Annotated in this window: 1 pseudogene; it reads left to right on the forward strand. The window is 49.7% G+C overall.

What is annotated here, in order from left to right:
- Positions 1–49 precede the first annotated feature (49 nt).
- Positions 50–332, forward strand: a pseudogene (locus FDX22_RS30425) (fimbrial protein StaF); the annotation flags it as partial.

Here is a 332-nt window from a genome sequence, read left to right on the forward strand (position 1 = left end):
CCTTCAACGGTTCGTTGACGTTCACTACCACCTATCAGTAGGAGCCACCATGAAATTTATCCCAACAGTCTTATTGCTGATATCCACACCGCTATGGGCCGCAATCAGTACCAATACAAATGTATTAACGGTTAAGGCGGAGCTGGTTACCGGTAGCTGTTATATTGCCGCTTCTGATATGGATTTAGGTGACCTGGACGCAAGCGAATTCTCTGCGGGTGGCGCATGGGCGGATTTATCTGCCACTGCGCAGGGAAACGTAACCTTAGCAGGGCAAATGCTTACTCTGAGCTGCGACTCAGGGTCCGTTGCCAAATCTCTGGTAATGAGCA

The organism is Citrobacter sp. TBCS-14 (assembly GCF_005280805.1).
Classification (GTDB): domain Bacteria; phylum Pseudomonadota; class Gammaproteobacteria; order Enterobacterales; family Enterobacteriaceae; genus Citrobacter; species Citrobacter gillenii.